Here is a 22,237-nt window from a genome sequence, read left to right as displayed (position 1 = left end):
GGGCCCTCCCCCGGTCACCGCTGTTCCCCTGGTGGCGTTTCGGTGAGGTTTGTTCGGGATAACGGTAGTACGGCGCTGATGCGGGACCACCCGGCCGAGGGTCGGCCGGGTGGTCCCCGGGACGCCGCGGGCGCGGCGCCGCCGCGTCAGGCCGGGGCGCCCGCGGGGACGGCGTCCATGGTCGTGCCCAGGTCGTCCGGCGCGCCCTCGGCGCGGTCCGGCTCGTGCGCGACCGGGCCGGGGGCCGGCTCCGGCTCGGCGAACGCCTCCAGCGGCGGGCAGGAGCAGACCAGGTTGCGGTCGCCGTAGGCCTGGTCGATCCGGCGCACCGGGGCGAGGTAGCCGCGGCCGCGCAGGCCGGGCACCGGGTACACCGCGGTCTCCCGCGGGTAGGGCCGGCCCCACTCCCCCGCCACCATGGCCAGCGTGTGCGGCGCGTTGCGCAGCGGGTTGTCGGTGCGGTCGTACTCCCCGGTGGCGACCTTCTCGATCTCCCCGCGGATGGCGACCATCGCGTCGACGAAGCGGTCCAGCTCCGCCTGGTCCTCGCTCTCGGTCGGCTCGACCATCAGCGTGCCGGCGACCGGGAAGCTCATCGTCGGGGCGTGGAAGCCGTAGTCGACCAGCCGCTTGGCGATGTCGTCGTTGGTGATCCCGGTGGCCTTGGTGAGCGGCCGGATGTCGAGGATGCACTCGTGCGCGACCAGCCCGTCGGCGCCGGTGTAGAGCACCGGGTAGTGCTCGCGCAGCCGGGCGGCCACGTAGTTGGCCGCCAGGATGGCGTGCTCGGTGGCCCGGGTGAGCCCGTCGGGGCCCATCAGCCGCACGTAGGCCCAGGAGATCGGCAGGATGCCCGCCGACCCCCAGGGCGCCGCCGACACCGCCGGCCCCTGCCCGCCGGTGTCCACCAGTGGGTGGCCGGGGAGGAAGGGCACCAGGTGCTCGGCGACGCCGATCGGCCCGACGCCGGGGCCGCCGCCGCCGTGCGGGATGCAGAAGGTCTTGTGCAGGTTCAGGTGGCTGACGTCGGAACCGAACCGGCCCGGGCGGGCCAGGCCGACCAGCGCGTTGAGGTTGGCGCCGTCGACGTAGACCTGCCCACCGGCGTCGTGCACCGCGGCGCAGATGTCGCGTACCTGGGCCTCGAACACCCCGTGCGTCGACGGGTAGGTGATCATGATCGCGGCCAGCCGGTCGGCGTGCTGCCCGACCTTGGTGTGCAGGTCGGCGACGTCGACGTTGCCCGCCTCGTCGCAGGCCACGACGACGACCCGCATGCCGGCCATCACCGCGCTGGCGGCGTTGGTGCCGTGCGCCGAGGAGGGGATGAGGCAGACGTCGCGGTGCGCCTCACCGCGGCTGTGGTGGTAGCCGCGGATGGCCATCAGCCCGGCGAACTCGCCCTGCGAGCCGGCGTTGGGCTGCACGCTGACCGCGGCGTACCCGGTGACCTCGGCCAGCGCGGTGCACAGCTCGTCGATCAGCTGCCGGTAGCCGCGGGCCTGCTCGGCGGGCGCGAAGGGGTGCAGGTGGGCGAACTCCGGCCAGGTGACCGCGGCCATCTCCACCGCGGAGTTCAGCTTCATCGTGCACGAGCCCAGCGGGATCATCGTGCGGTCCAGCGCCAGGTCCTTGTCCGCGAGCCGGCGCAGGTAGCGCAGCAGCGCGGTCTCCGAGCGGTGCGCGGAGAACACCGGGTGGGTGAGGAACGGGGTGCGGCGGCGCAGCTCGGGCGGCAGGGCGTCCACTCCGGCGTCGTCGAGCACCGCGTCGTCCGGCGTGACGCCGAAGGACGCGGCGACCAGCCGCAGCGTGCCGACCGTGGTCGTCTCGTCGCAGGCCACGGCCACGGTGTCGGCGTCCACCAGCCGCAGGTTGACCCGCCGCTGCGCCGCGGCGGCGACCACCTCGGTGGCCCGGCCGGGGACGCGGGCCTGCACGGTGTCGAAGAACCGGTCGTGGACGACGTCCACGCCGCCGGCGCGCAGCCAGCCGGCCAGCGTCTGGGCGCTGCGGTGCACGCGGGCGGCGATCGCGGTGAGGCCCTCCGCGCCGTGGTGGACGGCGTAGGCGCCGGCCATCACGGCGAGCAGCACCTGGGCGGTGCAGATGTTGCTGGTCGCCTTCTCCCGGCGGATGTGCTGCTCGCGGGTCTGCAGCGCCAGCCGGTAGGCGACGTCGCCGTCGGCGTCCACCGAGACGCCGACCAGCCGGCCGGGCAGCTGGCGGGCCAGGCCCTCGCGCACCGACAGGTAGCCGGCGTGCGGCCCGCCGTACCCCATGGGGACGCCGAAGCGCTGGGTGGTGCCGCAGGCCACGTCGGCGCCCCACTCCCCCGGCGCCTCGAGCAGCGTCAGCGCGAGCAGGTCGGCGGCGACGACGACCGCGGCGCCGGCCTCGTGCGCGGCGGCGGCCAGCGCCCGGTGGTCGCGGACGGCGCCGCTGGCGCCCGGGTGGGACAGAAGCACGCCGAACGCCCCGGCGTCCGGCAGGTCGGTGGGCCAGCCGGCGGACAGGTCGGCGACGTGCAGGCCGATGCCCAGTGGCTCGGCGCGGGTGCGCAGCACGGCGAGGGTCTGCGGCAGGGTGTCGGCGTCGACGACGAACACCGCGTCCGCCTTCGCCCGCCCGGCCCGGCGGAGCAGGGTCATCGCCTCGGCCGCGGCGGTGGCCTCGTCGAGCATGGAGGCGCCGGCGACGGGCAACCCGGTCAGGTCGGCGACCATCGTCTGGAAGTTGATCAGCGCCTCCAGCCGGCCCTGGCTGATCTCGGGCTGGTAGGGCGTGTAGGCGGTGTACCAGGAGGGGTTCTCCAGGATGGTGCGCTGGATGACCGCCGGGGTGACCGTGCCGGAGTAGCCCAGCCCGATCATCGAGGTGAACACCTCGTTGGCGCCGGCGCGCTCGCGCAGCTGGCGCAGCACCGTGGACTCGTCGGCGGCCGGGGGCAGGTCCAGGGCGCTGCGGTCGCGGACCGCCTCGGGCACGCAGGCGTCGACCAGCGACTCCAGCGACGGGTGCCCGACGGCGGCGAGCATCGCCTGCGTCTGGTCCGGTCGCGGGCCGATGTGCCGGGCGGTGAAGGACCCGGCGGGGTCCAGCGCGGCGAGTGCGGGCAGGGGCTCAGGAGCTCGGTCCGCCATTACGCGGACGGTACCAGCGCTCCGTCCCTCCGACCGGGGGCCCGCAGGGTCCCCGCGAGGAGGGACGGGACGAGAGCCGAAGACGCTGGGACAGGAGCCGCCTGCGAGGGTCGGCTTCCGGCGCGGGAGCCGGAGGCTCCCCGGCGGAGGACGACGGATGGGCTCAGCGCGAGCCGGGGATGGACCTTGGCCGCGGTCGGAGCCCGGAGGGCGACCAGCTACACAGCCGCGCGGCGGCGGCGGCGCAGGGACAGCTCGTCGTCCGTGGCGTGCAGCGGGGCGCCGTCGACGCGCTCGGCGGGCAGCTCGGCGAGCTCGCCGGTCAGCTCGCGCAGCGCGCCGGACACGGCGATGCCGAACACGCCCTGGCCGCCGGCGAGCAGGTCGACGACCTCCTCGGCGGAGGTGCACTCGTACACCGTGGCGCCGTCGGACAGGAGGGTGACGTTGGCGAGGTCCTTGGTGCCGCGGTTGCGCAGGTGGTCGACGGCCTTGCGGATGTTCTGCAGCGAGACGCCGGTGTCCAGCAGCCGCTTGACGACCTTGAGCACCAGGATGTCGCGGAAGGAGTAGAGCCGCTGGGTGCCCGAGCCGGTGGCGCTGCGCACGGAGGGGGCGACCAGGCCGGTGCGGGCCCAGTAGTCCAGTTGACGGTAGGTGATGCCGGCAGCGGCACACGCCGTCGGGCCGCGGTACCCGACGAGGTCGCTGTCGACCTCGTCGTAGGACTGCGCGCCCACGGCAGCGTCGCTGAAGAGCTGACCCTGGGAGCCCTTGCTCTGGTCGCTCACGTCAGCGTCCTCCTCTGCTCCCGCAGCACTCGCCGCGGTCCCCCGCGGTGGGACGCCGAGCTCGGGTCACTGCAGGCGGGCTGCCGTGTCGTGTGCCGGGACTTCCACCGCTGTTGTTCGCCGACCGTAAGCCGGGCCCTGGGGTGGGTCAACTGAGGCGGGCGGCGTGTCGCAGCACTCCCCCATCGGGGGGGTATCGGCGTGCTGCGCCGGCGGCTTGACCCGGAGGCGCCGGGGAGCGGACCCACGCGACCCGGGCGCACCCGCCGTCACAGCGGCCCCACCGGCCCCGGGCCGGGAGGGCGCTCGGGTCAGGAGGGGTTGCCGCCGGAGCCCGAGCCCGCGCCGAAGTCCTCGGGGGAGATCTGGTCGAGGAACTCGCGGAACTTCTCGACCTCGTCCTCCTGCTCGTCGGGGATCTCGATGCCGACCTCGTCGAGCAGGGCCTCGGCGCCGAAGATCGGCGCCCCGGTGCGGACGGCGAGGGCGACGGCGTCCGACGGGCGGGCGCTGACCACCCGCTCGTCGCCGAACACCAGCTCGGCGATGTAGATGCCGTCGCGCATCTCGGTGATGTTGACCGCCTCCAGGGTCGCGCCGAGCGCCGTGACCACCTCGCGCAGCAGGTCGTGGGTCATCGGCCGGGCGGGGCGCACGCCCTGCTGCTCGAAGGCGATGGCCGCCGCCTCGACGGCGCCGATCCAGATGGGCAGGTACCGCTCCCCCTGGGTCTCCTTGAGCAGCAGGATGGGCTGGTTCCCGGGCAGCTCGACCCGGACGCCGACGACTCTGAGCTCCTGCACGGTGGGACTCCCTCAGCTGCGGCCCGGGACGGGCGGTGGATCGGTGCGGGCGGCTGGTGGACGCGGTCGGCGACGGGGCCGTGGACTCGGGGCCCGACCGGGTCCACGGTACGCCGCGGTCAGGGGCGCAGGAGGTCGCGCAGGCGCGCCTCCAGCAGCGCGCCGTGCAGCTGGGCGGACAGCGTGCTGAGCTCCCGCAGCTTCTCCGCGGCGCGGCTGCGGGTCTCCTCCGAGCGGGCCCGCAGCACCGGTGCGACCAGCTGCTCGACCAGCCCGGCCTCCCGCTCGGCGCCGTTCTGGTAGACGCGCAGGTGCCGCGGCTCGATGCCGTGCCGGGCCAGGCCGGCGGCGGCCCGGGCGATCGGCAGGTCGGCGGCGGGGTGCCGGCCGTCGGCGTCGGTGGCGAGCAGCCCGAACTGCACGCAGTCGGCCAGCTGACCGGGCTCCAGCCCCGCCGCCCGGGCGAACTGCTCGGGGGTCAGGGCGCCGGCGTCGCCGTCGGCCGGCGGCGGTGCGGCCGGCGGCGTGCCGCCGGGCAGCGGCTCACCCCGGTCGAGCGCGGCCAGGTGATCCTTGATGACCCGCAGCGGGAGGTACTGGTCGCGTTGGGCGGCCAGCACGTAGCGCAGCCGGGCCACGTCCGCGGAGGAGAACTTGCGGTACCCCGACGGCGTCCGCTGGGGGTGCACGAGGTCCTCGGACTCCAGGTAGCGGATCTTGCTGATCGACACGTCCGGGAAGTCCTCGCGCAGCACGGTCAGCACCTCGCCGATGGTCAGCCGCGGCGCGTGCCGGCCCCCGGGGTCCCCGGGCCCGTCGGTGCGCGAGGGCACCGCGCTCACGCCGCCGTCCGTGCCGTCCGCACCGGCCCTGACCCCCGTGCGCGCCGGCTCACGCGCCGGCGGGCTCGCCGGTGCGCGGGCCGGTCAGGTAGACGAGGCGGAACTTGCCGATCTGCACCTCGTCGCCGCCGGCCAGGGTGGCCACGTCGACCGGCTCGCGGTTGACGTAGGTGCCGTTGAGGCTGCCGACGTCGTGCACCGAGTAGCCGCCGCCCTCGCGGTGGAACTCCACGTGCCGGCGGCTGACCGTGACGTCGTCGAGGAAGATGTCGCTGTCGGGGTGTCGTCCGGCGGTGGTGACGTCCTGGTCGAGCAGGAAGCGACTGCCGGCGTTGGGCCCGCGCTTGACGACCAGCAGGGCCGAGCCCGCGGGCAGCGACTCCACCGCGCCGGCGTGTGCGTCGGCCTCGGTCACCTCCGGGGTCTCCGCGGAGTCCTCACCGCCCACCTTGGGGATGACGCTGGTGGACTCGCCGATCCGCTCCTGGGACAGCGCCGCGCCGCACTGCGCGCAGAAGCGACTGCCCTCGGGGTTGTTGTGGCCACAACGAGTGCAGTGCACGTCTGTCTCCTCGGGTGCAGGGGTGGCCCCGCCGCGGACGGGGGTCCGGCTGCGGGCGGCCGCCGGACGGCGGGCCGGACGGCTCGTCGCGGGTCGGTCGCCGCGCGGTGCACGGCGGGCCGTGGGTCATGGAACCAGTCGGCCGACCCGAGGGTCAACCGGACGTACAGGGTGAGGCTCCGCGGTCGTCCGGCGGACTCGGCGGCGTCCCGGCGGGTGAGCATAGTGACCCCGCAGGAGGCGGCAGCGGCCCCCGCCGGACGCCGCGCCGCAGGTCAGCCGGCGTCGACCAGGGCCTGGTAGGCAGCGGCGTCCAGCAGGTCCTGGGTGGGGTCGCCACCGTCGCCGGTCACGGTGATCTCGACCAGCCAGCCGGCGCCGTAGGGGTCGCCGTTGATGGTCTCCGGCGCGTCGGTGAGCGCCTCGTTGACCGCGGCCACCACGCCGGCGACCGGGGCGTAGACGTCGGACACCGACTTGGTCGACTCCACCTCGCCGATGGGGTTGCCGGGTGCGACCTCCGCGCCCACCTCGGGCAGCTGCACGAAGACGATGTCGCCGAGCGCGTCCTGGGCGTGGTCGGTGATGCCGACCCGCACGACGGGGCCCCCGCCCGGCTGCGCGCCCTCACCCACCAGCAGGGCCCACTCGTGCTGCTCGGTGTAGCGGCGGTCGTCGGGCGTGCTCATGCGGCGTCGTCTCCCGGGGGGTGGGTGGTGTCGGCCGGTGCGGCGTCAGTCGCCGTCGCCGGTGTCGGGCGCAGCGTATTGAGGCCGGTCCAGCTGCCGCAACGCGTCCACGAGGACGACCGGGGCCTGCACGATGTCCACGCTGCCGCCCTGCCGGCCGATCCGGTCGACGACGCCGCCCGGGATGGCCATCGCCGTCGCCAGGTCCTGCGGGGAGCCGATCACCCGGAACTCGTAGGGGCTCTGCACCTCGACGCCGTCCACGCGCAGCTGCCCGGGATCGCCGGTGACCGCCGTGGACACCCCCACGCGGACGTCGTCGATCTGCATCGTCTCCGCGCCGGCGCCGCGCAGCTCCTGGACGGCGTCCAGCAGGTCGGCGACGCGCACCCGGCCCTCCGGGTCGCGGACGGTCATCACCAGCCCCGGCCCCTGGGCGGCGACGGTGCCGTTGAGGATGCCCAGCGCCTCGGCCCGCTCCCGCGTCTCGGCCAGCGCCGCCTCCGACCGGCCGTCGTCGCTGGCCAGCTCGCGCAGCCGGGACCGCTGGTCGGCGATCTCCTCCCGCAGCCGGTCCTCGCGGGCGTCGAGGGTGTCCAGGATGCGCACGAGGTCCTCCTCCCGCAGCGTCGAGTAGTCCTCGCCGGTCCCCGTGGTGCGCACCTGCACGGCGAAGGCGAAGCCGAGCAGCAGGGTGAGGACGCCGATCAGCGCGGCGGCCAGCGGGTCGCGGCGACGGCGCCGCCGCGCGGGGGGCTCCTCCGCGGCGGGCGGGTCCGCGGCCGCGGGGGTGCCGGGGTCCGGGGCAGGGGTGCCGGCGGCAGAGGGGTCCGGCGCGTCGTCCCCCGGGTGGACCTCGCCGGCGGCGGGCTGCTCGGCGCCGGGCCCCGGGTGCTGCCCGGTCACGCCCGGAACACGTGTCGGCGGATGGCCGCGGCGTTGCCGAAGATGCGGATGCCGAGGACGACGACGACCGCCGTGGACAGCTGCGCGCCGACACCCAGCTGGTCGCCGAGGAACACCACGAGGGCGGCGACGACCACGTTGGAGACGAAGGAGATGACGAACACCTTGGCGTCGAAGATCCCGTCCAGCCGGGCGCGGAAGCCGCCGAAGACCGCGTCGAGGGCGGCGACGACGGCGATGGGCAGGTAGGGCTGCAACCACAGCGGCACGGTGGGCTCGAGCAGCAGGCCGAGCGCGATGCCCAGGGCCAGACCGATGATCGGGATCACGGCTCAGCCCCCCGGGGCGGGCACGGCGCCGGCGGGTGCCGTCGCGGCCGGGGCCGGGCCGCCGGGGGCGGCGGCGCCGGAGGGTGACGCGGACGCCGGCGTGGCGGTCCGGAGCTCGGGCGGGCTCGCGGGGGGCAGGGACAGCTCGTCCTCCTGGGCGAACTCGAAGCGCAGTCCGAAGGACTCCGAGATGGCGGCGAGGGCGCCGACCTCCGGGCTGGTCAGGAAGCGCTCGCGCAGCGTCTCGGGGTCGCCGACCGCGCTGACCAGGTAGGGGTTGGTGACCGGCCGGAAGTCGACGAGCACCGCCTCGCCGGCGAAGCGGATCGCCGAGGTGGGGCCCAGCCGCTGGCCGTTGACGGCGACCGCCTCGGCCCCGGCGGCCCACAGTGCGTTGACCACCAGTTGCAGGTCGCCGTCGCGGACCAGGCCGCGCGGGTCGGGCTCCGCCGTCCCCCCGACCGGGTCGGCGTCGGCGTCGGGCTCGGCGTCGGCGAGGGTGACCAGCAGCCCCGGGCCGGACACGGCCACCACCCCGGCGGCGGCCTCGGCGGCGTCGAGCCGGTCCAGCGCCCGCGTACCGACGGCGCTGGCGGCCAGCGCGTCGTCCCGGGCGGCGGTGAGCTCCGCGCGGGCCGCCGCGAGGTCCGCGACCAGCCCGTCGGTGACCTCGGAATCCTGCTCGATGTCCCGGACGAGGGCCGCGCGCACCTGCTCGCGGCCCTGGGCGCCGGCCGCGGCCTGGTCGTAGGTGACCGCGGCGAGCAGGCCGGCGAGGACCATCACGCCGGCGACGGCGAGCTGCCCGCCGCGCCGCGGGGACGGGCCGGGGTCCGCGCCCCCGGCGCGCGCCGCCCGGTCGCGGGCGGCCGCGGCGTAGGCCGGGTCGAGGGTCTCGGCCAGCACCTGGTCCAGCAGCGAGGCCCCCAGCGAGCGCGGCCCTCCCCCGCGCGGCACCGTCGTCACCGGCCGGCCCGCTCCGCGCGCAGGATCGCGACGGCCTGCACGACGTACAGGACGCCGGCCAGGACGTAGAGCGCCCCGCCCCAGATGGCGAAGGCGTAGCCGACCGGGGCGACCACGGCGACCACCGGCCCCTCGCCGTCGGCCAGCAGCAGCAGCGGGAAGGCGTAGAGCAGGCCGAAGGTGGCCGCCTTGCCCAGGTAGTGCACCTGCAGCGGCGGCCACCCGTGGGCGCGCAGCGCCAGCAGGGCCAGGCCGAGCACCAGCTCGCGGCCGAGCAGGACGGCGACCACCCACAGCGGGACGACGTCGCGCAGCACGAAGGCCACCAGGGTGGCGACGATGTAGAGCCGGTCGGCGGCCGGGTCGAGCAGCGCGCCGAGCCGGCTGGACTGGCCGAAGGCCCGGGCCAGCATGCCGTCGAGCCAGTCGGTGGCTCCGGCGACCATGAGCACCAGGACGGCCCAGCCGTCGGCCTGCGGGCCCAGCAGCAGCCACAGGAACAGCGGGACGCCGAGCAGCCGCAGCACCGACAGGGCGTTGGGCAGCGTCCAGACCCGGTCGGGCAACTCGTTGCGGTCGGCGGTGACCGACGCGCGGACCCCGCCCGCCCCCGGCCGGGCCGAGGCGGCGGCCGACGGCCCGTTGGACGACGTCACGACACCTCCGCACCCGCTGGACACCCCTCCTGAGGCTAGTGTCCCGGCCCGGCGCCACCGCCGTCCCCTGCCGTGATCATCGGCGGGTGGTCGCCCGACACGCCGGCCGGAGGAGCCACTCGCCGGTGGTCACGGCCGGCGGGCCGCTATGCGGGGACGGCGGCCAGCGACGCCGGCGCCGGCTCGTGGCCCAGCGGCCGCCGGGTGAAGGACCCGGTGCCGTGGGACACCGAGCGCAGCGCCCCGGCGTAGCCGAGCAGCTCCACCTCGGGCACCTCGGCGTGCACCGTCGTCCGGTCCCGCTCGGGGTCGGCCTCGCTGCCGGTGACCCGCGCCCGGCGTCCGGACAGGTCGCTCATCACCGCGCCGACGTACTCCCCCGGGACCACCACGGCCACCGCGCACCACGGCTCGAGCACCCGCGTGCCGGCCGCGGCGGCGGCCTCGCGGACGGCGAGCGCGCCGGCGGCCTGGAAGGCGGCGTCGGAGGAGTCCACCGAGTGCGCCTTGCCGTCGACGAGGGTGAAGCGGGCGTCGACCAGGGGCCGGTCTCCGGTGACGCCCCGGGCCGCCTGCGCGCGGATGCCCTTCTCCACGCTGCCGTGGTACTGACCGGGCACGGTGCCCCCGACGATGCGCTGGTCGAACGCGATGCCCGAGCCCGGCTCCCCCGGCTCGGCCTCGACGACCACGACGGCGTACTGGCCGTGCCCGCCGGACTGCTTGACCAGCCGGCCGGTCACCCGCGCCGGCCCCGCGAGGGTCTCCACCAGGGGCACCCGCACCGGCACCGTGGTCACCGCGACGCCGTGCCGGGTGCGCAGCCGCTCGAGCAGCACCTCGGCGTGCGCGTCGCCGACGCACCACAGCAGCAGCTGCCCGGTGTCCGGCCGGCGCTCCAGCCGGACGGTGGGGTCCTCGGCGACCAGCCGGGACAGCGCGGTGGCCAGCCGGTCCTCGTCGGCCCGGGACGCCGCCTCGAGCGCCACCGGCAGCTGCGGGGTGGGCAGGTCCCAGGGCGGGACCAGCCGCGGGTCCGACGGCGAGGACAGGGTGTCCCCGGTCTCGGCGGTGGTCAGCCGGGCCACGGCGCACACGTCCCCGGCCGGGCAGGCGGCGACCGGGCGCAGCACCGGGCCCAGCGGGGAGGACACCGCGCCGATCCGCTCGTCGGTGTCGTGGTCGGGGTGCCCGCGGTCGGCCAGGCCGTGCCCGGAGACGTGCACGGGGGTGTCCGGGCGCAGCGTCCCGGAGAAGACCCGCACCAGCGAGACCCGGCCCACGTAGGGGTCGGTGGTCGTCTTGACCACCTCGGCGACCAGCGGGCCGTCGGGGTCGCAGGACAGCGGCGGCGCCGGCGACCCGTCGGGCCGGGTGACCGGCGGGCAGCCGTGCTCCACCGGGCACGGGAAGGCCGCGACCAGCAGGTCGAGCAGCTCGGGCACACCGACCCCGGTCAGCGGGGCCACGCACAGCACCGGGTGGAAGTGCCCGCGGGCCACCGCGGTCTCCAGGTCCGCGACCAGGTCGGCGACGGAGAGCTCCTCGCCGCCAAGATAGCGGTCCATGAGGGTCTCGTCCTCGCTCTCGCCGATGATCCCCTCGATCAGCTCGGCGCGGAGCCGGTCGGCGTCTGCGTCGTCGGTCTCCGGGTGCGGCTCCAGCAGCGACACCACCCCGGTGACCGCGCCGTCCGGGCCGCGCCGGACCAGCTGCAGCGGCGCCACGCCGTCGCCGAGCGCCGTGCGGCAGGAGCGGACGGCGTCCTCGACGTCCGCGCGCGGGCGGTCCAGCTGGGTGACCACGACCGCGCGCGGCACGCCGACCGCGGCGCACTCCTCCCACAGCTGCACCGTGGTGGCGTCGACCCCGGCGACCGCGGAGACGACGAACAGCGCGGCGTCGGCCGCCCGCAGCCCGGCCCGCAGCTCGCCGACGAAGTCCGGCGAACCGGGGGTGTCCAGCAGCGTGATGCGGTGCCCGGCGTGCTCGACGGTGGCCACGCCGAGGGACACCGAGCGCTGCTGGCGGACCTCCACCTCCTCGCTGTCCAGGCAGGTGGTGCCGTCCTCGACCCGGCCGGCGCGGGCCAGGGCGCCGGTGGCGACCAGCAGCGCCTCGGCGAGGGTGGTCTTCCCCGCGGCCGCGTGGCCCACCAGCGCCACGTTGCGCACCTGCGCGGCCGGCCGCGGGGCGGGTGCGGCGACGGTCTCCCTGCCCATGCCGCTCAGCCGTTCGCCGGCTCGGGGACCACGGTGCAGGTCCCGGCCGGCACGAACACCCCGGTGTGCCCGTCGGCGTCCCACCGGACGACGTAGGGCGGCCCGCCGCGCTCCCCGCGCACCTCCAGCACCCGGCCGGTGCGCTCCGGTTCCCCCTGGTGGGTGGACCGGACGACGATCCGGTCCCCGACGCGTGCCTCCACGACGACCTCCTGACCCACTCCGCTGCTGTGTCTCAGGTCACAGCCTGCTCCTCGGCGCGGGGGCCGATCAAGGGGCCTCGGGGCGGCGTCCATGCTGGGGACGTGACCGCTCCCGAGTACGCCGCCGGCCGCGACCAGGAAAGCGGGACCGCCCACGCCGTCCCGCGCGAGGCCGCCGACGGGCCGCCGCCGTGGGTGGCCGTCTGCGGCACCCCGGTCGGGGTGGTCCAGGGCAGCTGGGCCGGGCGGCGCGGCCTGGGCTCGGCCGACCGCTGCGCGGAGTGCGCCACCCGGGCACCGGCCTGAGGCGGGCGGCGGTTCCCCGGTCGTCGCCGTCTGCACTGAACGTCCGACGACGTGAATTGTTGGGCATAACGGTAGCAGCTGGCGAGTGCGCCAACACCCGCTGGCGCCCGACGGGGGTACCGGGCCACGGTGGGCGCCGTGGAGGAGGTGGGCCGGGTGCCGTGCACGACGTCGGGTGGGCTGCGGTGAGCGCCCCGGGCGAGGGCAGTGTCGCCGTGGTGACCGGTGCCGACCGGGGCATCGGGCGGGAGGTGGTGCGCGTCCTGGCCGCGCGCGGGGTGCGCACCGTGCTCGGCTCGCGGGACGAGGAGCGGGGGCGGGCGGCCGCCCGCGGCCTGGTGGGCGACGTGGTGGTCCGCCGGCTGGACGTCACCGTCCAGGACGACGTCGACGCCCTGGCAGCGGAGCTGCGGGCCGGCCCCGGCCGGCTCGACGTCCTGGTGAACAACGCCGGCGTGCACTACGACGCCGGGCAGTCCGCGGTGACCGCGGACCTGCGGGTGGTCCGGGAGGCCCTGGAGACCAACGTCGTGGGCGCGTGGCGGACGGCGGTCGCGCTGGCCCCGCTGGTGCCCCGCGGCGGGCGGATCGTCAACGTGTCCAGCGGCGCGGGCTCCTTCGGTGAGACCGGCGGGGCCGGGGGCGCCCCGGCGTACTCGGTGTCGAAGGCCGCGCTGGACATGCTCACCGTCAAGCTGGCCGCCGACCTGGCCGGCCGCGGCGTCCTGGTCAACGCGGTCTGCCCGGGCTGGGTGGCCACCGACATGGGCGGCCCCGGCGGGCGGCCGGTGGCCGAGGGGGCGGCGAGCGTGCTGTACGCCGTCGACCTGCCCGACGACGGGCCCACCGGCACCCTCACCCGGGACGGGCACCCGATCCCCTGGTGAGCGTCCCGGCGTCCGTCGGCGGCGGCGTGAGCGCCCGGCGTCAGGCCCGCCGGGTGTCGACCAGCGAGGCGAAGGCGATCACGTTGTCCTCGTAGCTGCCCGCACCGGCGTCGAAGGCCCCGCCGCAGGTGATCAGCCGCAGCTCGGCGGCATCGGTGTTGCCGTAGACCGCGATGGTCGGGAAGTCGTCCTTGCGGTGCCGCTCGACGCGGTCGACGGCGAACACCGCGACCGAGCCGTCCTCCCGGGCGACGGTGACCTCGTCACCGGGCTGCAGCGCGCCGAGGTCGAAGAACACCCCGGGGCCCCACTCGGCGGAGTCGACGTGGCCGAGGACCACCGCCGGGCCCACCGCACCGGGCGCCGGGCCGCGCTCGTACCACCCGGCCCGGTCGTCGGGGGCCAGCGGCGGCACCTGCACGGTGCCGTCACCGCTGACGCCCAGGCGCAGCAGGTCGCTGCGGACGTCGATGGCCGGGATCTCCAGCGACACGGGGGCGGCGACCGGCTCCGCCGGGACGGGGGCCGCCGGCACGGGGGCCGCCGGCACGGGGGCCGCCTGGGAGGGGGCGGCCGGCGCCGGGACCGCGTCCGGGGTCACGGTGTCGCCCGCGGGGTCCGGGGTCGCGGCGTCGGCAGCAGCGGCCGCCGGGGGCTGCGGGGCCCGCTGCTGCCCGGTCGCCGCGACGACGAGGGCCACGGCGGCCACGGCGGCGAGCACCAGGGCCAGCGCGGCCCAGGCACGCGCACCGGGTCGGCGGGGTGGGCGGTCGGTCACGGGGCCTCCGGGGATGGGTACGGCGGGGTCAGGGCCGTGCGGGCGCGGCGGGGTCGGGACTGTCGGGACGGCGCCCGCGTCGCGCGGGGGTGCGGGACCCCCGCGCGACGCGGCGTGCCGGTCAGGCCTGGTCGGCCTGACGACGGCGGTAGGCGAGGGCGCCGGCCGCGGCCGCACCGGCCAGGGCGAGGGCGCCGACGCCGATCGCGGCCTGCTGCTCGGTCCCGGCGGTGCCGCCCGCACCGGTCTCCGCGCCACCGGCCGGCGTGGTGCCCATCTGCGCCAGCTCGAGGGCGCCGCACGCGGCCGGGGCGGTGGCCTCCATCGGCAGCGACGGGTCGAGGTCGCTCTTGACGTCACCGTCGTAGGTGCCGCTGCCGTCCTTGTCGACGCCGTGCAGGACCAGCACCGCGGTGCCCGAAGCGAAGGCCTGCTGGACGTCCTCGGTGATGTCGAAGGTCCGCTCGTAGCTGACCGTGCCGTCGTCGGCGGTCGGGAACCGGTCGACGGCCAGGCCGCTGTCCGGGCTGGTGTCGCCCTCGGTGGTCAGCGAGGTGCCGATCGCACCGTAGGCCGGCGCGCCCTCGGAGGTGCTCAGGAAGCCGTCGCCGTCCTTGTCGTCGGCGTCGGTCGGGCAGGTGCCCTGCGCACCGATGTGGAAGTGCTGGGCGTGCGGGGCGCCCGCCAGCAGGCCGGACGCCTCGATCACGACCGTCGCCTGGTCACCGGACAGGGTGACCATGCCGGTGCCGGAGACGCCGGACTGGTTCAGGGCGCCCAGGTCGGCCTGGTAGCTGCCGTCGTGGGCGGCGAGCGCCGGGGACATGGTCAGCAGCGGGAAGGCGGCCGCCGCGATGGCGACGGTCGGGATTGCGAGTGCCTTGCGCACGATGGGCTCCTCAGGGGTCGGGACGACCGACGTCTCCGTGACGACGGCTCGGTGGTGCACGGCCGGCGCGTCCTCGCGCCGGCCGCCGTCCGAGTCCCGCGGGACCCGGCAGCACGGGCGGCTCCCCCGGCCGGCGTCTGCACGCCGGCCTCCGCACCGTCCCGATGGACGTTCGGCGGCACCGCCCCGACCGGTTCACCGCCCGGCCCGGTCGACACGATCGGGTGGCCGACCCCGCGTGCCGGCGGACGGCGTCCCCGCTGGTCACCGGGCCGGGCGGCGTCCCCGCGCGGCGGGCGGGCCGTCGGCTGCGACAACCGGGACGGCGGCGGCGCGCGAACGCAGGTCATGTCGCGACGACGCCCCGGCGCCCCCGGCCCGGCCGCCCGGACAGCGGTGGTGCTGGCCGCCGCCGTGCTCACCCTGCTGGGCACCGGCACGCCGGCCGCCCGGGCGCACGACCGGCTGGTCGCCACGGTGCCGGCCGCCGACGCGACGGTGCCCGTGCCGCCGGCGCAGGTGGAGCTGGAGTTCAGCGCCCCGGTGCAGGCGCTGGGCGCCCAGGTGGTCGTCACCGGGCCGGACGGCGCCGCGGTGTCCCGGGGTGCGCCGCAGGTGCGCGGCGCCACGGTGGTCCAGCCGCTGGCGGTCGACCCGGCCGGCGGGCTGCACGCCGTCGCCTGGCGGGTGACCTCCTCCGACGGGCACCCGCTGTCGGGCACCCTCGCCTTCACCGTGGCCCCGGCCCCCGCGGTCGCCGGCGCCGGCGCGGACACCCCCGCGGTCGCGGCCGCGCCGGTCCCGGCACCGTCGCCGGGGCCGTCGCCGGGGTCGTCGCCGGGGTCGTCGCCCGGGTCGGGGTGGCTGGTGCCGGCCGCGGCCGGCGTGGTCGTCGTGGCGGCCACGCTGGTCCTGCTGCGCTCCCGGCGCCGGGCGTGAGCGCCGTGCCGGGGACGCTCACCGCCGAGCCGCCGCTGCCGGCCGGCGCGGCGCGGCCGCCGTCGGCCGTGCCGACGGTCGTGGCGGCCGGCGCCGGGCTCCTCGGGGTGCTGGTGCTGGCCCTCGTGCTCGGCGGCGGCCGCCCGGCGCAACCCGTGCCCGGGCTGGGGCAGGCCGGTCCGCTGGTCGCCTGGGGGCTGCCCGCGGCCACCCTGCTGGGGCGGGTCGCGGCCGTCGGCACGGTGGGGTCGCTGCTGTTCGCCGCCGTGCTGCTCCCCGGCCACGGCGGCGGGCTCCCCGCGGCGTCGCGCCGCGCGGCGCGGGCCGCCGCGCTGTGGGCGCCGCTCTGGGCCGTCGCGGCCGCGGCCGCCGCGCTGCTCACCCTGGCCGACGTGCTCGGCACCCCGCCCACCACGGTGCCGGCGTCGGCCGTGGGGGTCTTCCTCACCGACCTGCCCGCGGGACGGGCCGCGGCGGTGACCGTCGGCGCGGCCGGCCTGGTGGCCGTGCTGGCGCGGCGGTGCACCGGTGCGCTGCCCGCCGCGCTGCTGCTCGCCGTCGCGGTGTCCGGGCTGGTGGTCCCGGCCGTCCTGACCGGCCACTCCGCGGCGGCCGCGGACCACGTGCCGGCGGTGACCGCCCTGGCCGTGCACGTGGTGGCGGCGACCGCATGGGTCGGGGGCCTGCTCGCCCTGCTGCTGCACGGCCGGTCCGGAGCGGACGCCGCGACCGCCACGGGCCGCTTCAGCACCCTGGCGCTGGCCTGCTTCCTGGCCACCGGGCTGTCCGGCCTGGTGGCCGCCTGGCTGGTCCTGGACCGGACCACCTCGCCCGGCACCGTCCTGGGCAGCGGCTACGGCGGGCTGCTGCTGGCCAAGACGGCGGCCCTGGTGGCCCTCGGCGTCCTGGGCCGGGCGCACCGGCGGCGCACGCTGCCCCGGCTGCGCAGCGGGCAGCCGGGTGCCTTCCGGCGGCTGGCCGCCGTCGAGGTCGCCGTCATGCTGGCCACGGTCGCGCTGGCCGTGGCGCTGGCGGCCTCCCCTCCCCCGGCGGCGGACCCCGCTCCCGCGGCCCCCGCCGCCGCGCCCGCCCCGGCGGCCGCGGCGCCGGCGGGGATGGCCGGCCACGACCACGGCGACCTGTCGGTGGGCGTGCTGGTCGACCCGGCGCGGTTCCACGTCGCGGGCCCCGTCGCCGCGGGTGCGCGGGTCACCGTGCACAACCCGACGGACGCCGAGGTCACGCTCACCGCGGCGGACGGCTCCTTCGACGTCGTCGTCCCCCCGCGCAGCCTGCTGGCCTTCCCGGCACCGCAGGAGCCGGGCAGCTACCCGTTCACCAGCCGGCACGCGACCGCCTTCGGGGACGTGCTCGTCGTCCGCTGACCCGTGGCCGGGCGCCGCCGGCAGGGACGGGGACCGGGCGCGGTACGCGGTCGTCACACCGCGGTGGGACGCTCGTGCGGCAGGAACACCGACCCGCAGCCCGTCGTTGCCCCGGCGACGTGCACCCGACCGGCTCTCCGCCCCCGGCGGACCGCCACCGCTGCGCGCCGGGTACCGGGGCCGTGGGCGGGGTACCCGTCCCCGACGGCCCGCCCCACCGACGACGCACCCGACGACGCAGCACCGGCACGACAGACGACTCCCTCCGAGGACTGATACGAGCAGATGAGCGGTAACGCCACGCACCGGTTCACCAACACGGCGGTCCTGGCCGTGCAGACGGCCGACGCCACCCGGGTGGTGACCTCCGACGCGTTCGACGAGGCCCTCGCCGACACCTACCGGCGGGTGCGGCTGCGGCCGGGCCTGCTGGAGCGGCTGGCCGGCATCCGCGAGCGCCGCTGGTGGGCCGAGGGCGTCACCTTCGTCGACGGCGCGGCCACCGCCGGCGCCAAGGCCATCAGCGAGAGCGGCGTGGACCCGGCGGCCATCGGCCTGATGGTCAACACCTCGGTGAGCCGCCGGCACCTGGAGCCCTCGACCGCCGTCGAGGTGCACCACGCGCTGGGCCTGCCCCGCTCCTGCCAGAACTTCGACGTCACGAACGCCTGCCTGGGCTTCGTCAACGGCATGGAGCTGGCCGCCGCGATGATCGACTCCGGGATGGTGGAGTACGCCCTCATCGTCAACGGGGAGGACTCCCGCCCGGTGCAGGAGCGCACCGTCGAGCGGCTCAACGGCCCGGACACCACGTCCAAGGACGTGCTCGCCCAGTTCGCCACCCTGACCCTGGGCTCCGGTGCGGCCGCCATGGTGCTCGGCCGCGCGGACCGGCACCCCGAGGGCCACCGCCTGGTCGGGTCGGCCAGCCGCGCCGGCAGCGAGCACCACGAGCTGTGCATCGGCGACAACGACCTCATGCGCACCGACCTCAAGGGCCTGCTCGACGCCGGGCTGAACCTCGCCGCGGACCTGTGGACCGGCTCGTCGGCGGACTTCGGCTGGGCCGCCGGCATGGACCGCTACGTCGTCCACCAGGTGTCCAAGGTGCACACCCAGGCGATGTGCGAGCGGTTCGCCATCGACCCGGCACGGGTGCCCACGACCTTCCCCACCCGCGGCAACCTCGGTCCGGCGTCGGTGCCGTTCACGCTGGCCGACCGGCAGGACTCCCTCGTCGACGGCGACCGGGTGCTGCTCATGGGCATCGGCTCGGGCCTGAACGCCTCCTTCCTCGAGATCGCCTGGTGAGGGCGGCCGACGCGGCGATCGTCCCGACCGCCCTCCCCGGGCTGGACCCCTCCTGGTCCCGCACGGTGCGGGTCCGCGACAGCGAGGGCGTCGAGCACTGCTGGCACCTCCTCGACAACGGGGTCCGCGACCCGGTGGGCACGCTGCTGTGCGTGCACGGCAACCCCACCTGGTCCTACCTGTGGCGCCGGCTGGTGGCCGCCGCGCCGCCGGGCTGGCGGGTGGTCGCCCCTGACCAGCTCGGCATGGGCTTCTCCGACCGCCCGGCCGGTCCGCGGTCGCTGGCGCAGCGGGTGGCCGACCTCGGCGACCTGACCGCCGCGCTGGGCGTCACCGGCCCGGTGGTCACCGTCGGGCACGACTGGGGCGGGGTCATCTCCCTGGGCTGGGCGCTGGCGCACCGCGCGCAGCTGCGCGGCGTCGTCCTGACCAACACCGCCGTCGCCATGCCGCCGGGCGACCTGGGCCCGGCGCTGATCCGGCTGGCCAACGCCCCCGGGGTGCGCGCGGCGGTCACCGTCGGCACCCCGGTGTTCGTCCGGGCCACCACGGCGCTGTCCCGCCCGGCGCTGCCCCCCGGGGTCCGGGACGCCTTCGCCGCTCCCTACCGGTCGCCGGCGCGGCGGCACGCCGTCGGGGACTTCGTGGCCGACATCCCCTTCGCCCCCGACCACCCCTCCCGGCCGGTGCAGGAGGCGATCGCCGAGGGAGTGCGCACCCTCGACGTCCCGGCGCTGCTGCTGTGGGGCCCGCGCGACCCGGTCTTCGGCGAGCGCTACCTGACCGACCTGCGCCGCCGGCTGCCGCAGGCCCGGCTGCACCGCTACGAGGGCGCCTCCCACCTGCTGCCCGAGGACGCGCCCGGGTACGCCGGCGCGGTCGCCCAGTGGGTGGCCGACCTCGACGCCGGGCACGACACAGGACACGCCTCGGTGGCGGCCCGGCCGGCCGGGGACGCCGGGCGCCGGCTGTGGTCGGCCCTGGACCGGCGCGCGGACGACGCGACGCCTGCCGTGGTCGAGGTCGGCGGCGCCACGGTCAGCTGGTCGCGACTGGCCCGCCGGGTGGGCGACCTGGCCGCCGGGCTCGCGGCGTCCGGGGTCCGCCCCGGGCACCGGGTGGCGCTGCTCGTGGAGCCCTCGGCCGACCTCACCGCCGCGGTGTACGCGCTCTGGCGCGCCGGCGCCGTGGTCGTCGTCGCGGACAAGGGCCTGGGCCTGGCCGGCATGCGCCGCGCCCTGCGCAGCGCGGCCGTCGACCACGTCGTCGGCAGCGCGCGCGGGCTGGCCGCGGCGCGGCTGATGGGGCTGCCCGGCACCCGGGTCGCCGCCGGGCACCTGACCCCGGCCGCGCGGCGGGTGCTGCGGGCCGGGCACACCCTGGCCGGGCTGGAGGTCCTCGGCCGGACGTCGCCCGCGCCGGCCGAGCCGCCGGTGGACACCGACTGCGCCGTGCTGTTCACCTCCGGGGCGACCGGCCCGGCCAAGGGCGTCGTCTACACCCACCGCCAGGCCGCCGCCCAGCTGGACCTGGTGGCCGCCACCTACCGCCTGGCCGACACCGACCGGCTGGTGGCCGCGTTCGCGCCGTTCGCCATCCTCGGCCCGGGCCTGGGCATCGGCTCGGCGGTGCCCGACGTCGACGTCACCGCCCCGGGGTCGCTGACCGCCACCGCGCTGGCCGACGCCGTGGCCGCCGTCGACGCCACGGTGGTGTTCGCCTCGCCGGCGGCGCTGCGGCGGGTCGCGGCCACCGCCGCGGACCTCGGTGACGACCGGCGGGCCGCGCTCGGCCGGGTCCGGCTGCTGATGTCGGCCGGGGCACCGGTCCCGGCCGCCCTGCTGCGCGGGCTGCGGGAGGTGCTGCCTCACGCCGCGGCGCACACGCCCTACGGGATGACCGAGGCCCTCCCGGTCACCGACGTGTCGCTGGCGCAGATCGAGGCCGCCGGCGACGGCGACGGCGTCTGCGTGGGCCGGCCGCTGCCCGGTGTCGACGTCCGGGTCAGCCCGCTGTCCCCGGCCGGCGCGGCCGACGGCCCGCTCACCGACGCCCCCGGCACGACCGGCGAGGTGTGCGTGCGGGCCGCGCACGTCAAGGACCGCTACGACGCGGTGTGGGTGCTGGAGCGCGCCGCGTCCCGGGACCCGGGCTGGCACCGCACCGGCGACGTCGGGCACCTGGACGCCGAGGGTCGGCTGTGGGTCGAGGGCCGCCTGCCGCACGTCGTCACCACCGCCGCCGGCCCGGTCACCCCCGTCGGCGTCGAGCAGCGGGTGGAGCGGGTGCCCGGCGTCACCGCCGCCGCGGCCGTCGGCGTGGGCCCGGCCGGCGCGCAGGTCCTCGTGGTGGTCGTCGTCCCGGCCGACGGGGCGGCGGCCGGCCGCCGCCCGGACCGGCTGCGGCTGGCCGGCACGGACCTCGCCGACGCGGTGCGCGCCGCCGCCGGCACGGAGGTCGCCGCGGTGCTCCTCGCCGGGCGGCTGCCGGTGGACGTCCGCCACCAGTCGAAGGTGGACCGCGCCGAGGTCGCCCGCCGGGCCGCCGCGCTGCTGGCCGGCGCCCGCCGGCCGTGAGGGTGCTGGTCACCGGGGCGAGCGGGATGCTCGGCCGGGCCACCGCCGGCGCGCTGCTCGACCGCGGCGACGAGGTCACCGTGCTACAGCGCCGGACGGCCGGCCTGCCGTGCCGGGAGGTGCTCGGCGACGTCGCCGACCCGGCCGTCGTGCGGCGTGCCGCCCGCGGGCAGGACGCCGTGCTGCACCTGGCCGCGAAGGTCGACGTCACCGGGCCGTGGGCGGAGTACGCCTCGGCCAACATCGCCGGCACCCGCGCCGTGGTGGAGGCCTGCCGCGCCGGGGGCGTAGGCCGGCTGGTGCACGTCTCCTCCCCGTCGGTGGCGCACGCCGGCACCGCGCTGGTGGGGGTCGGTGCCGGGCCGGCCGACCCGGACCGCGCCCGCGGGCGCTACTCCCGCTCCAAGGCCGTGGCCGAGCTGGACGCGCTCGCCGCGGACTCCCCCGCCCTGGCCGTGCTCGCCGTCCGCCCCCACCTGGTGTGGGGCCCGGGCGACGCCCAGCTGGTCGGGCGAATCGTGGCGCGGGCGCGCGCCGGGCGGCTGCCGGTCATCGGCTCGGGCGCGGCGCTGATCGACACCACCTACGTCGACGACGCCGCGAGCGCCCTGGTGGCCGCCGTGGACGCCTGCGGGCCGGTGCACGGGGAGGCCCTGGTGGTGTCCAACGGGCAACCGCGCCCGGTGGCGGAGGTGCTGCACCGGCTGTGCCGGGCCGCGGGGGTGCCCGGGCCGCGCGGCCGGGCGCCGTTCGCCGCGGCGTACGCGGCCGGTGCCGCGGTGGAGGCGGTGTGGGCGGTGTCCCGCCGGCGGTCGACCCCGCCGATGACCCGGTTCCTGGCCGAGCAGCTGGCCACCGCGCACTGGTTCGACCAGCGCCGGACCCGCGCGGCCCTGGGGTGGGCGCCGCGGGTGGGCCTGGACGAGGGGTTCGCCCGGCTGCGCGCGTGGTCCGCGGCCGCGGCGCCGGCCGCGGCCTGAGCGCACGCGGCCGGACGGCGGCTCCCGCCCCCACCTGCCACGATGGGCCCGGCGGCGGACCCGCACCCCTTCCC

At 77.6% G+C, this 22,237-nt stretch carries 21 protein-coding genes; 7 read left to right on the top strand and 14 right to left on the bottom strand.

All coding sequences use genetic code 11. The features are described from left to right. Nucleotides 1–146: 146 nt before the first annotated feature. From gcvP to RTG05_RS10700, 12 genes are all read right to left on the bottom strand, one after another. Complete coding sequence (gene gcvP, locus RTG05_RS10755) at nucleotides 147–3,143, bottom strand: aminomethyl-transferring glycine dehydrogenase (RefSeq protein ID WP_166528619.1); 2,997 nt, start codon at nucleotides 3,141–3,143, stop codon at nucleotides 147–149. 218 nt (nucleotides 3,144–3,361) lie between these two features. Continuing rightward, nucleotides 3,362–3,883 carry a MerR family transcriptional regulator gene (locus RTG05_RS10750; protein WP_315912576.1) on the bottom strand — a complete coding sequence of 174 codons (522 nt, stop codon included), beginning with the start codon at nucleotides 3,881–3,883 and terminating at the stop codon, nucleotides 3,362–3,364. A gap of 362 nt (nucleotides 3,884–4,245) precedes the next feature. Then, complete coding sequence (locus RTG05_RS10745; RefSeq protein ID WP_166528617.1) at nucleotides 4,246–4,737, bottom strand: bifunctional nuclease family protein; 492 nt, start codon at nucleotides 4,735–4,737, stop codon at nucleotides 4,246–4,248. A 119-nt stretch (nucleotides 4,738–4,856) separates the two neighbouring features. Beyond that, entirely contained in the window at nucleotides 4,857–5,579 is a 723-nt protein-coding gene (locus tag RTG05_RS10740) for a transcriptional regulator FtsR (RefSeq protein WP_166528616.1), read from the bottom strand. Nucleotides 5,580–5,628: 49 nt separating this feature from the next. Further along, a complete protein-coding gene (locus tag RTG05_RS10735; protein WP_089304313.1) occupies nucleotides 5,629–6,141 on the bottom strand; it encodes an oxoglutarate dehydrogenase inhibitor Odhl in 513 nt (170 codons plus the stop codon). 275 nt (nucleotides 6,142–6,416) lie between these two features. Beyond that, nucleotides 6,417–6,830: a glycine cleavage system protein GcvH gene (gene gcvH, locus RTG05_RS10730; protein ID WP_166528615.1), complete on the bottom strand. Its 414-nt coding sequence runs from the start codon at nucleotides 6,828–6,830 to the stop codon at nucleotides 6,417–6,419. A gap of 45 nt (nucleotides 6,831–6,875) precedes the next feature. After that, nucleotides 6,876–7,736: a DUF881 domain-containing protein gene (locus RTG05_RS10725; RefSeq protein WP_315912539.1), complete on the bottom strand. Its 861-nt coding sequence runs from the start codon at nucleotides 7,734–7,736 to the stop codon at nucleotides 6,876–6,878. After that, the gene (locus tag RTG05_RS10720) at nucleotides 7,733–8,065 is read right to left on the bottom strand and encodes a small basic family protein (protein WP_166528614.1); all 333 of its coding nucleotides are present in this window, start codon (nucleotides 8,063–8,065) and stop codon (nucleotides 7,733–7,735) included. Before RTG05_RS10720 ends, RTG05_RS10725 begins: the two co-directional genes overlap by 4 nt. Nucleotides 8,066–8,068: 3 nt before the next feature. Beyond that, complete coding sequence (locus RTG05_RS10715) at nucleotides 8,069–9,031, bottom strand: DUF881 domain-containing protein (RefSeq protein ID WP_315912538.1); 963 nt, start codon at nucleotides 9,029–9,031, stop codon at nucleotides 8,069–8,071. Beyond that, entirely contained in the window at nucleotides 9,028–9,687 is a 660-nt protein-coding gene (locus RTG05_RS10710; protein ID WP_166528612.1) for a cardiolipin synthase ClsA, read from the bottom strand. The genes RTG05_RS10715 and RTG05_RS10710 overlap by 4 nt, the downstream gene beginning before the upstream one ends. A gap of 146 nt (nucleotides 9,688–9,833) precedes the next feature. Continuing rightward, nucleotides 9,834–11,909: an elongation factor G-like protein EF-G2 gene (locus RTG05_RS10705; protein WP_166528611.1), complete on the bottom strand. Its 2,076-nt coding sequence runs from the start codon at nucleotides 11,907–11,909 to the stop codon at nucleotides 9,834–9,836. Nucleotides 11,910–11,914: 5 nt separating this feature from the next. Then, nucleotides 11,915–12,112 (bottom strand): DUF1918 domain-containing protein, encoded by a 198-nt coding sequence (locus RTG05_RS10700; RefSeq protein ID WP_166528610.1) that lies wholly within the window; start codon nucleotides 12,110–12,112, stop codon nucleotides 11,915–11,917. A 102-nt stretch (nucleotides 12,113–12,214) separates the two neighbouring features. Between RTG05_RS10700 and RTG05_RS10695 the strand changes: the two genes are divergently transcribed. Further along, nucleotides 12,215–12,418 carry a hypothetical protein gene (locus RTG05_RS10695; protein WP_166528609.1) on the top strand — a complete coding sequence of 68 codons (204 nt, stop codon included), beginning with the start codon at nucleotides 12,215–12,217 and terminating at the stop codon, nucleotides 12,416–12,418. A gap of 185 nt (nucleotides 12,419–12,603) precedes the next feature. Continuing rightward, entirely contained in the window at nucleotides 12,604–13,305 is a 702-nt protein-coding gene (locus RTG05_RS10690) for an SDR family NAD(P)-dependent oxidoreductase (protein ID WP_166528608.1), read from the top strand. A 40-nt stretch (nucleotides 13,306–13,345) separates the two neighbouring features. On the opposite strand, the gene RTG05_RS10685 is transcribed toward RTG05_RS10690, so the two are convergent. Both RTG05_RS10685 and RTG05_RS10680 read right to left on the bottom strand, forming a co-directional pair. Further along, entirely contained in the window at nucleotides 13,346–14,083 is a 738-nt protein-coding gene (locus tag RTG05_RS10685; protein ID WP_315912537.1) for a class F sortase, read from the bottom strand. Between the two features lie 121 nt (nucleotides 14,084–14,204). Beyond that, nucleotides 14,205–14,972, bottom strand: a complete 768-nt coding sequence (locus tag RTG05_RS10680) for a GVDTG sorting domain-containing protein (protein ID WP_166528607.1) — start codon at nucleotides 14,970–14,972, stop codon at nucleotides 14,205–14,207. A gap of 348 nt (nucleotides 14,973–15,320) precedes the next feature. Here RTG05_RS10680 and RTG05_RS10675 point away from each other — a divergent pair, with 348 nt between their 5' ends. The 5 genes from RTG05_RS10675 (at nucleotide 15,321) to RTG05_RS10655 (ending at nucleotide 22,163) form a co-directional block, all read left to right on the top strand. Further along, on the top strand, nucleotides 15,321–15,911 hold the full coding sequence (locus tag RTG05_RS10675) for a copper resistance CopC family protein (RefSeq protein ID WP_166528606.1): 591 nt from the start codon (nucleotides 15,321–15,323) through the stop codon (nucleotides 15,909–15,911). Then, nucleotides 15,908–17,296 carry a CopD family protein gene (locus RTG05_RS10670; protein WP_315912536.1) on the top strand — a complete coding sequence of 463 codons (1,389 nt, stop codon included), beginning with the start codon at nucleotides 15,908–15,910 and terminating at the stop codon, nucleotides 17,294–17,296. Before RTG05_RS10675 ends, RTG05_RS10670 begins: the two co-directional genes overlap by 4 nt. Before the next feature lie 285 nt (nucleotides 17,297–17,581). Continuing rightward, entirely contained in the window at nucleotides 17,582–18,607 is a 1,026-nt protein-coding gene (locus tag RTG05_RS10665; RefSeq protein ID WP_166528604.1) for a 3-oxoacyl-ACP synthase III, read from the top strand. Next, entirely contained in the window at nucleotides 18,604–21,183 is a 2,580-nt protein-coding gene (locus RTG05_RS10660; RefSeq protein ID WP_315912535.1) for an alpha/beta fold hydrolase, read from the top strand. Before RTG05_RS10665 ends, RTG05_RS10660 begins: the two co-directional genes overlap by 4 nt. Next, nucleotides 21,180–22,163 carry an NAD-dependent epimerase/dehydratase family protein gene (locus RTG05_RS10655; RefSeq protein WP_315912534.1) on the top strand — a complete coding sequence of 328 codons (984 nt, stop codon included), beginning with the start codon at nucleotides 21,180–21,182 and terminating at the stop codon, nucleotides 22,161–22,163. The genes RTG05_RS10660 and RTG05_RS10655 overlap by 4 nt, the downstream gene beginning before the upstream one ends. Nucleotides 22,164–22,237: the final 74 nt, after the last annotated feature.

Source organism: Geodermatophilus sp. DSM 44513 (genome assembly GCF_032460525.1).
Taxonomy (GTDB): domain Bacteria; phylum Actinomycetota; class Actinomycetes; order Mycobacteriales; family Geodermatophilaceae; genus Geodermatophilus.
Note: the sequence above shows the minus strand (reverse complement) of the source record. Positions and strands in the feature narration are given on the sequence as shown.

Bases quoted from the DNA above. Each gene is read 5' to 3' on its own strand.
- RTG05_RS10705 (WP_166528611.1), bottom strand. From the start codon at position 11,909: ATGGGCAGGGAGACCGTCGCCGCACCCGCCCCGCGGCCGGCCGCGCAG.
- gcvP (WP_166528619.1), bottom strand. From the start codon at position 3,143: ATGGCGGACCGAGCTCCTGAGCCCCTGCCCGCACTCGCCGCGCTGGAC.
- RTG05_RS10665 (WP_166528604.1), top strand. From the start codon at position 17,582: ATGAGCGGTAACGCCACGCACCGGTTCACCAACACGGCGGTCCTGGCC.
- gcvH (WP_166528615.1), bottom strand. From the start codon at position 6,830: ATGAGCACGCCCGACGACCGCCGCTACACCGAGCAGCACGAGTGGGCC.
- RTG05_RS10675 (WP_166528606.1), top strand. From the start codon at position 15,321: ATGTCGCGACGACGCCCCGGCGCCCCCGGCCCGGCCGCCCGGACAGCG.